This is a genomic window from Pseudomonadota bacterium (assembly GCA_018242545.1).
Lineage (GTDB): Bacteria > Pseudomonadota > Alphaproteobacteria > 16-39-46 > 16-39-46 > 16-39-46.
On record JAFEBT010000067.1, the window covers coordinates 1 to 9688 of the forward strand.

Sequence of the window (9688 nt, forward strand, 5' to 3'; positions counted from 1 at the left end):
TTGTGGGCCTGGCACATTCGTGGTGTTACCAAAGAAAGGAACTGTGGGACTTAGGGCAGCAAGAGATTCTGCAGAGATTTGTGAGCCATTAAAGAAAGCTTGATCTGGGTAATTTCCTATGATTTTTGAACCAGATCTTTGAGAAGATCCTTTCTTAGGAAAATTAAGTTTAGGAGGAGACCCTAATAGCTCCCGATTTTTATTCAAACCAGGGTTAAGAACATTTTTTAAAAGACTATCAGGAGCAGGGCCTGTCTGTTTGGAATGGCGCTTGGGAGGATCTTGATACATAGAAGTAGATGGTGTTGAAGGAATATAAGAAGGATCACTATCCTCGATATGGAAAGAGCTTACACCTAGCATAAAATTGATTGGGCTTAAATCAAGATGAGGTAATAATATCAGCTCTTTATCTCCTCTTGGTGTCGAAATAAGAGGATCATCAGGATAGCCTAAATGCTCTAAAAGCTCTAAAGGTTTTCTGGGTAGAGAAGTTGATTTTCCTGGTCTTGGTGGTGATGAGGGAGGAGAGTTCGATGAATTTTCATCAGAATATCTGCCATCATTAGAAGACGTATTTTTCTTTCGCGCCTTTTTTTCTTCGGCTCTTAGAGCATGCATTTCTGTCAATGCTGCTTGTCTACGAGCTGCGGCAGCTTCTTTTTCAGAAGCTAATTTCTCTGTTTCTTCATTTTCTAGCAGAGCAGCTATTCTCTCAGCTTCTTTTTCTTTAGCTCGTTGTTCAGCTTCAATTCTAAGCCTTTCGGCTTCTTCAGCAGCTAATCTGGCGGCTTCTTTTCTTTTAATTTCTTCTTCAGCAACTAATCTGGCAGCAGCTTCTTTTATCTTCTTTTCTTCAGCAGCTTTCAGAGCAGCCAGCTCCTTTGCTTCTTCAACTGCTCTCTGAGCGGCTAGTCTCTTTACTTCTTCAGCAGCAAGTCTTTCAGCTTCTTTTTTCTTCGCTTCTTCAGCAGCAGCTTTTCTGGCTGCATCTTCTTTTTTCTTTGTTTCTAAGCGTTCAGTTTCAATTTTTAGTCTCTCAGCTTCTAAGCGAGCAGTTTCTTTTTTAAGTCTCTCAGCTTCCTCAACAGCTATTCTCTTCGCTTCTTCAGCAGCCTTCTTGGCTGCATCTTCTTTTTCTTTAGCTCGTTGTTCAGTTTCAATTCTTAGTCTTTCAGCTTCTTTTCTCCTAACTTCTTGCTCAGCAGCTATTCTCTCGGCTTCTTCCTTAGCAGCTTTCCTGGCTTCAGCTTCTTTTCTCCTAACTTCTTGCTCAGCAGCTAGTCTCTCAGCTTCCTCAGTAGCTTTTCTCTTCGCTTCTTCAGCAGCTCGTCCTTCAGTTTCTTTTTTCTTCTCTTCTTCCTCAGCGAGTCTTTGAGCTTCTTTTCTCCTGGCTTCTTCTTCAGCAGCTTTCTTGGCCGCAGCTTCTCTTTTCGCTGTTTCTAAGCGTTCAGTTTCAATTCTTTGTCTTTTTTCTTCTAAGCGAGCAGTTTCTTTTCTAAGTCTCTCAGCTTCTTCAGCAGCTCTCTCTTTTGCTTCTTTAGCTGCAAGTCTTGCAGCTTCTGTTCTTCTCTCTTCGGCTGCTTCATCAGCCAATTTCGCAATAATCTCATTTTGATTAAATAATGCTGAAATATCTAAGAGAGGCTCATCTTGAATTTCAGCTTCTTGTTCAGGGGGAGGATTTTCTTTTAGGTTTTTAAGAATATGATGCGTCTCTTCGGGAGAATTGGTTTTGTGCCATAAATGATTTTGTTCTATTTCTTTAGGGGATTTTCCTTCGCGAACAGAAATTTCCTGGATAAGATGAGAGGATGTTTCAATATGCTTCATCGACATATAAGCAGAGATAGGAACAACATTCCCATTTTCATCAACAACATGGCTAATCTGATTTTCTTCTACAAATTTTTTAAAACTATTTGGGTTTTCAAATGATTCTTGACCAGGTTGCTCTGCCGTATAATTTCCAAGGTGTCCTTTTCGAACATGAACATATCTACCGTCCTTTTTTTGTGTCAATTGAACAGCATTGGAAACAATATCTACGTCTCTTACAACTTCTGAGGTCATACGACGTTCAAGAGGGGAGAGCTTCTGCCTTTTTTGAGAGGTATCCTCTCCCAGAGGAATTGTAAAGCTAACGCCAAAAAAGTTTGAATATTTCCGGATGTTATCATATTGGAACTCTGCGTTGAGAGAAACATAGTCATTAACAGAATAAACACTCCTAACCCTTGATCCATTCATGGGTTTACTGTGATGGGCACCAAAGTGATATCCTCCCACATAAAATTGCAGATCCTCAAAATTTGGGACTGTTCGACCTATCTCATAATCAAGACCTGTTAAAGGAATTTCTTTTTGAGATGTTTCATAAAGTTCATATCCAACATAATGTTTTTTTAAAGGTCCTCCCTTTATGCCTTTGGGAGAGCTTAAAGGGTAATATGTATTAAGGCGGTAATCCCATGTTGTTGAGAGGAGTTCTGTTCCTAAAGTTATTTGATATAACAAATTTCTATGCTTTGAATAACGATCATCAAAAAAACCATATATTCCTAAGATTTTATCTGGAACAATTTCGAGCGAACGATAGCCAAGCCCAAAGTTACCTTCCATGTTTTTTTGAGAATCACGCATAAAACGCGCATCCATAAACAACATAGAACTATTATCTTGGCCAAGAGGAGAGAGGATACCAATTTGCCCGAGGCTACGCTGCGTTCCTGTTTTTAAATTAATGCGTGCTTTGGGTTGCCATTTTGAGCTTGATTCAGCTTTTATTGAAAAAGAATAGACACTTATAGAGGAAAGGGCTATTATGGAAGAGGTAAGAAGACGTTTTTTTTTCATGAGAACAAGTATAAATTTACATCATTGCGTGGAATTATAATATTGTTGAGCTTAAATTTTTTATCCATTATTTTTCTTTAATATCAATTTATAAACGAAATGTTAATATGTGTTTTTTAAGGTTAAATAGCAAGAGCGGAGAATAAAAAATCTTTTCTTTTTGGGATCAAAGGAAAAAGTGTTGCTTTCTTGTCTATTTAAAAATCATTTCGAAATGTTTTTTATTCTGATCTGTGTAAAAATCCTTTAAATTTTTTTGGCATATGATGTCCAACTCTTTGAAAACGAAAGGCTTTGATGAATCAAGAGCTTTTCCTTAAAGCGAATTGGTGTTTGAATTTAAGAAATTTCCTATCTTTAAAAAATGGCGTTCATAATTATAGGGGTCTTTATTTATTATAATGGAATGATAAAAAATTTTATGAACATTTCTTTTGTATGAATAAATTAAAATTATGGTTTCATAATATTAAGAATTAGCTTTTATATATATAAATATTGATTATTTTCTCTCTTTTCATTTTGAGCATAAATAAATAAAATGAGTCCTTCGGAATTATTCTTAAATCTGAAAATTATAAATAATTTATAAAAAATTACTATAAATTATCAAATATCTATAAACTAAGACTACGATTAAAACAGTACAACACTCTAAAAGAGGAGATATCATGAATAAACAAGATCTCGTAACCTATATTTCAGAAATCACGGATCTAAAAAAGGTAGAAGCTGAAAAAGCTTTAAATGCTGCATTTAGGGGCATCTCAGCAGCTCTTAGAAAAGAAGAAACAGTGACATTTGTAGGTTTTGGCAGTTTTTCCGTTCGGAATAGAAAAGCTAGAATTGGTCGCAACCCAAAAACAGGTGAAGTTCTTCAAATAAAGGCATCTAAAGGGGTTCGATTTAAGCCAGGGAAAGTTCTCAAGAGTCTTTGATTTATTTGGAAGAAAACTTAATGCTTAAGAGAATTTCAGCGGGTTTTTCCCAAAAGAGTTGGAAAGAAGTATTTTGAGGAACAGGAAAAACATTCTGTAAGTCGTTGGTTCTCTTTTTAAGCAGTTTGATTTTTTTAAGATGTTAAATAAGCTAATTCTCTTTAATCAAAAAACATGAAAGAACGTTTTTAAAAGTTTAAAGGTTTCTCAGTTTTAAAGCATTAAGAGATTATTTTTTGAGAAATTTCTGAATCTATCATTTTAAAGATCTCTTTGAGACGCTCTGAGCTTGAGCCACCAGCTTGAGCAAGGTCAGGGCGTCCGCCACCTCCTTTGCCGCCCAGAAGAGGAGAAACTTTTTGAACCAGCTCAACCGCATTAAAAAGGGGCGTTAAGTCTTTTGTGACACCAATAATAAGTGATACTTTGTCGTCTGTTATGTTCGCGAGCACAACAAGACCAGATGTAAGGCGATGTTTTTCAGCATCTAGAAGAGATTTCAATTCATTCAAAGGATAATTTTTAAGTGTTAAATTCAAAACCTTAAGTGCTCCAAAAGTTTTAAGATCTTCATGACGCATCGTGTTTGAATGAGGTGCTTGTTGACGGAGGTTTTGAATTTCTTTTTCAAGACGCTTTTTTTCAAGAAGAAGCGTCTGAATACGCTCAGAAAGAGTCTCTGGTGTTGATTTAAAAGAAAGGCAAAGTTCTTTTAAGAACGCTTCTTCCTGTCGGACAAAAATTTCAGCATTTTTTCCTGTTAACGCTTCAATACGCCGAATTCCTGCGGCAACGCCTGTCTCTTGTATAATTTTAAAGTACCCAATATCCCCTGTTCGTGTGACATGGGTCCCCCCACAAAGTTCGACAGATGTTTTAAGGTCTTTCTCTTTTTGGTCATCAGCGCCCATTGAAACCACGCGTACTTCTTCTGCATATTTTTCGCCAAAAAGAGCTGTCGCCCCTGACTGAAGAGCGTCTTTTATGGACATGAGATGTGTTAAAACAGAAGAGTTAGAACGGATTTGAGCGTTCACCCAAAATTCAATCTCTTGTATCTCGCCAGATGTTAAAGCTTTAGGATGACTAAAATCAAAGCGAAGCTTGTCTGGGGCGACAAGAGATCCTTTTTGGGCAACATGGCTTCCAAGAATATGATGAAGTGCAGAGTGGAGAAGATGCGTTGCAGAATGATTTGCCCGTAAAGCATCTCTCCGCGGTTTATCGACTTGCATTAAAAGATTATCTTTGAGGTGCAAAGTGCCTTCTTCAAGAAAGCCTTCATGAACAATAAGATCCCCTAACTTTTTTAGGGTATTTGTAATCTTAATCCGTGCAGGAGAGACTTTAGAAAGTGTTGTTATTGTCCCCGTATCGCCCATTTGTCCTCCTGATTCACCATAAAAAGGACTTTGATTGGTGAGAATGAGAACGGTATCTCCTTTTTGAGCTTTTTCAACTTCTTTGTTTTGGGATATAAGTCCAAGCGTGACACCCTCCGCTTTTAAAGTTTCATATCCTAAAAAGTCAGTTGCCCCAACCTTATCTTTAAGAGCATACCAAAGGCTGTCTGTTTTTGCTTCACCTGATCCGACCCAAGAAGAACGAGCTTCTGCTTTTTGTTTTTCCATGGCTTTCTTAAAGCCATCCATATCGACATGAATTCCTTGCGCGCGTAAGGCATCTTCGGTTAAATCAAGAGGAAATCCATAGGTGTCATAAAGTTTAAAAGCGCTTTCTCCTGGAAAGAGCTTTGAAGAAGGAAGTTTAGAAAGTTCGTCTTGTAGAAGTTTTAAACCACGTTCAAGGGTTTCTTGGAATTTTACTTCTTCTAAGAAAAGAGTTTCAGAAATTAAAGCTTTGGCACGTTCAAGCTCAGGATAAACACCCCCCATTTGAGAGAGAAGAACCGGAAAGAGTTGCTGAAGGAGGGGGTCCTTTTTTCCTAAGAGTTGAACATGTCGCATGGCTCTGCGCATGATGCGTCTGAGAACATATCCACGGCCTTCATTGGAGGGAAGGGTTCCTTCCGCAATTAAAAAACTAGAAGCTCTTAAATGATCTGCAATAACACGGTGGGAGGAAGCAAATTTTCCGTGATAGGGAACGCCCGTTATTTCAACGATCGCTTGAATAAGCGCTTGAAAAAGATCAATATCATAATTTGATTGGACGCCTTGAAGAACGGCAGAAATACGTTCAAGTCCCATACCGGTATCAATGGAAGGGCGCGGAAGAGGAAAACGTTGCGGTTCTGTCTTGGAGTCAAGAAGTTTTTGTTCATATTGCATGAAAACAAGATTCCAGATTTCGACAAATCGATCACCATCTTCATCTTTGGATCCAGGAGGCCCTCCTGGGATTGTGTCGCCATGATCATAAAAAATTTCAGAACAAGGACCGCAGGGGCCGGTATCTCCAGCTGACCAAAAATTATCGGTCGTTGAAATTCGGATGATTTTATCATCAGAAAATCCTCCAATTTTTTGCCAAAGGGCAGCGGCTTCAGAATCTTCTGAATAGACCGTTACCAAAAGACGATTTTTGGGGATTTGAAGTTCTTTGGTGACAAAGTTCCAGGCATAAAAAATGGCTTCTTCTTTAAAATAATCTCCAAAAGAAAAGTTTCCGAGCATTTCAAAGAATGTATGATGTCGGCTTGTATACCCAACATTCTCAAGATCATTGTGTTTCCCTCCAGCTCTTAAACATTTTTGAGCCGTCACAGCACGGTGATAGGGCCGTGTTTCGAGTCCTGTAAAGACATCTTTAAACTGCACCATTCCCGCAGCTGTAAACAATAAAGTTGGATCATTATGCGGAATCAAAGAACTTGAAGGGACCTCTTCATGATGATTTTGTTTAAAAAAATTAAGAAAAGAAGATCGGATTTCGGAGGTTGTTTTCATGATATAAAGAACGATTATCCTTCTAAGAATGCGGGATCATTCCCACTCATCATTTCATCCACAACGACACTACCATTGTCGCGGATGGATTTTTCGATTTCAGCTGTTACCTCGGGATGTTCTTTAAGAAACATCCGTGCCGCTTCACGACCTTGTCCAATACGCTGATCTTTATAGGAATACCACGACCCAGACTTTTCAATTAAATTTGCTTTAACACCAAGATCGATAATCTCACCCAGTTTAGAGATGCCTTCCCCATAAAGAATATCAAATTCAACAACCTTAAAAGGAGGTGCAACTTTGTTTTTTACAACTTTAACACGTGTTTGGTTTCCAATAATTTCGTCTTTGTCTTTTATTGCACCAATACGCCTTATATCGATGCGTACTGACGCATAAAATTTTAAAGCATTTCCACCCGTTGTTGTTTCTGGGCTCCCAAACATGATGCCAATTTTTTGACGAATTTGGTTAATAAAAATCACCATACAATGGCTTTTGGAGACAGACCCCGTTAACTTACGAAGGGCATGGCTCATGAGACGTGCTTGAAGTCCAACATGCGTGTCCCCCATATCTCCTTCAAGTTCCGCTTTTGGAACGAGTGCTGCAACGGAGTCAACAACAAGAACATCCACGGCTCCTGAGCGCACAAGTGTATCTGCAATTTCAAGAGCTTGCTCTCCTGTGTCGGGCTGGGAAATTAAAAGTTCTTCTAAATTAACCCCGAGTTTTTTAGCGTAGCTGGGATCAAGCGCATGCTCTGCATCAACAAAGGCACATGTTCCTCCTGCTTTTTGAGCCTCTGCAACGACGTGAAGCGCGAGCGTTGTTTTACCAGAACTTTCAGGACCATAAATCTCAATAATACGACCTTTTGGAAGACCTCCAATGCCCAGGGCCAGATCAAGGCCCAAAGATCCTGTTGAAATTGTTTCAATATCAACGCTTTGCTCATGGGTTCCAAGGCGCATAATTGAGCCCTTTCCAAAGGCACGTTCAATTTGTCCAAGAGCCGCTTCTAATGCTTTTCCTTTATCCATAACCAAAACTCCTACATCAAAAAAGAAAATTCTCTATCCTAAAAAAGAAAATAATGAATCTTCTTTCTTTATTTCACACCTTTACTTCTCTTGCAATGGGTCCTTTTTTTAATGGGCAAAAAATATTTTCTGATACAAATTAAATTTTTGATGCTTATGAGCTTAAAATGCGCATAAAGCTTTTAAAAGCTTTATGAAATCTGAACCTCTTGGCATGCCAAGAGGTTCAAAAAATTAATTCTTCTTCTTAGGGGCCCTATGTGTTGGCTGTATCTTGCTATAATTTATGACCTGTGGCGTACAGTGGGTGGTTGCGAATAAGACGTGAGATTCTGATGATATGCTTAAAGCTTTTGACACCGTCTCTCTTGTACCTCCCAAGAGTGTAATTTTGTTAGGAGCCTTTTCGTCAGAAATAACAAGGTTTGCTGTTTGTCTAAGTTGGGTTAATTCTTCTGGCTTTAAGGGTCTTCCCATATCAATAACGGCATTAACAATAGGATGGATACTTTCCGCCACGCCATGGTTATTAAATGAGTTTTGGCGTGCTTTGACACTAATCGCTTCAGAATATTCTTTAAGAGGCATATTTCTTACAACTGTATGCAACATAGGTGTTGCAGGAATTTTATCTGCATTAACGCGGTCGTCTTTAGATGTTAATTCGCTCCTATCTGTCACAGTTGTTCCAAGTAATCCTGTATCTCTCTGAAGGCTTTGTGCTAATTGATCTGTATCATATTCAGGCTTTCCCTGACTTTCAAAAACAGGAAGGGAAGATAATGAGCATACTGCAATTATGAAACTTAATTTTTTAGAAAGCATATTATTCTCCTTATGTGTTTAAATTATTTTTTTTGAGAAGGAACGATAACACATTTTTTAAAGTAATCCCATCTCATATTTTTAAGGGTGTTTTTTCATAAACTCTTTTTTTAAAAATGAAGATCATGAGTTATAAAGAATCATTTTTTATTGTTTATCAATAAAAAATGATTGACATAAGTTTCTTTTTTTATTTAAAGCTTATCTAAGTCCTTAACAATTTATGGAGTTTTAGAATGAATCGTATTCAAAGAATGAGCACTTACCTTTTGGTTGTTTTTAATTTCTTGCTCTGGCTTCTTCCTGTTAGCAGTTTATTTTTTTGGTTTTTTGTGGATACGCCTTTTCTCAGAGATTTAGTTGTGCGTGGCATTATTGCGACGCCCATTCAAACCCCTGAGGGACTTATAAGTCTTGCAGACCTTCATTGGACACCTCTTTCTAAAACACTGGGCTTTGTGGGAAGTGCTCTCAGTATCTTGCCTTTATTTTTGGGGCTCTTTGTTCTTAAATCTATTTTTAAAAATTATCAAAAAGGAGAAGTTTTTATTACGCAGAATGCTCTTTATTACAAACGTTTAGGAATCCTCTTTTTTCTTGATGCTCTTCTTGCAAAGCCGCTCTCTGGGGTGTTCGAGATTCTTGCCGTGACGTGTGCTAATGAGCCCGGGCATCAGTATATTACCTTAAGCTTTGGAACACCGAGTATCGACAGTCTTTTTTGTGGGCTTCTTGTTATTGTTATTTCTTGGGTGATGGTTGAAGCGAGCAAACTTCAAGATGATCAAAAATTTACGATATAATGAAGGAAATATATAATGGGAATTATTGTGAATCTGGATGTGATGCTTGCCAAACGAAAAATGAAGCTGCAGGATTTGGCAGAATCTGTTGGAATTACTGTCCAAAATTTGTCAATTTTAAAAACGGGAAAAGCTAAAGCAATTCGTTTTTCAACGCTTGAGAGCATTTGTGAGCACTTAAAATGTCAGCCGGGTGATATTTTGGAGTTTAAGGAAGAGATTTCTTAGACCATTGATGCTCAAAAAGTCGATCATGGCATTTAAGCCCTGGGTGACATAGATTTCTTGAGCTTCACAGGCAAGCCAGACGG

The 9688-nt window shown here is 38.1% G+C and carries 7 protein-coding genes; 3 read left to right on the forward strand and 4 right to left on the reverse strand.

Features of this window, described 5'->3' with window-relative positions; translation table 11 throughout:
* Positions 1-2856, reverse strand: a 2856-nt coding sequence (locus JSS34_07510; protein ID MBS0186163.1) for an inverse autotransporter beta domain-containing protein, incomplete at its 3' end; no start/stop codon positions are given.
* Between the two features lie 671 nt (positions 2857-3527).
* On the opposite strand from JSS34_07510, the gene JSS34_07515 reads away from it, so the two are divergent.
* The gene (locus JSS34_07515) at positions 3528-3794 is read left to right on the forward strand and encodes an HU family DNA-binding protein (GenBank protein ID MBS0186164.1); all 267 of its coding nucleotides are present in this window, start codon (positions 3528-3530) and stop codon (positions 3792-3794) included.
* A 221-nt stretch (positions 3795-4015) separates the two neighbouring features.
* Here JSS34_07515 and alaS read toward each other — a convergent pair whose 3' ends face one another.
* The 3 genes from alaS to JSS34_07530 form a co-directional block, all read right to left on the reverse strand.
* Entirely contained in the window at positions 4016-6703 is a 2688-nt protein-coding gene (alaS, locus tag JSS34_07520) for an alanine--tRNA ligase (protein ID MBS0186165.1), read from the reverse strand.
* 14 nt (positions 6704-6717) lie between these two features.
* Entirely contained in the window at positions 6718-7749 is a 1032-nt protein-coding gene (gene recA / locus JSS34_07525; GenBank protein MBS0186166.1) for a recombinase RecA, read from the reverse strand.
* 234 nt (positions 7750-7983) lie between these two features.
* Positions 7984-8574, reverse strand: coding sequence for a hypothetical protein (locus JSS34_07530; protein ID MBS0186167.1), 591 nt, complete (start codon positions 8572-8574; stop codon positions 7984-7986).
* 236 nt (positions 8575-8810) lie between these two features.
* Here JSS34_07530 and JSS34_07535 point away from each other — a divergent pair, with 236 nt between their 5' ends.
* Positions 8811-9377, forward strand: coding sequence for a DUF2975 domain-containing protein (locus JSS34_07535; GenBank protein MBS0186168.1), 567 nt, complete (start codon positions 8811-8813; stop codon positions 9375-9377).
* A 15-nt stretch (positions 9378-9392) separates the two neighbouring features.
* The gene (locus tag JSS34_07540; protein MBS0186169.1) at positions 9393-9605 is read left to right on the forward strand and encodes a helix-turn-helix transcriptional regulator; all 213 of its coding nucleotides are present in this window, start codon (positions 9393-9395) and stop codon (positions 9603-9605) included.
* The last annotated feature ends 83 nt before the right edge of the window (positions 9606-9688 follow it).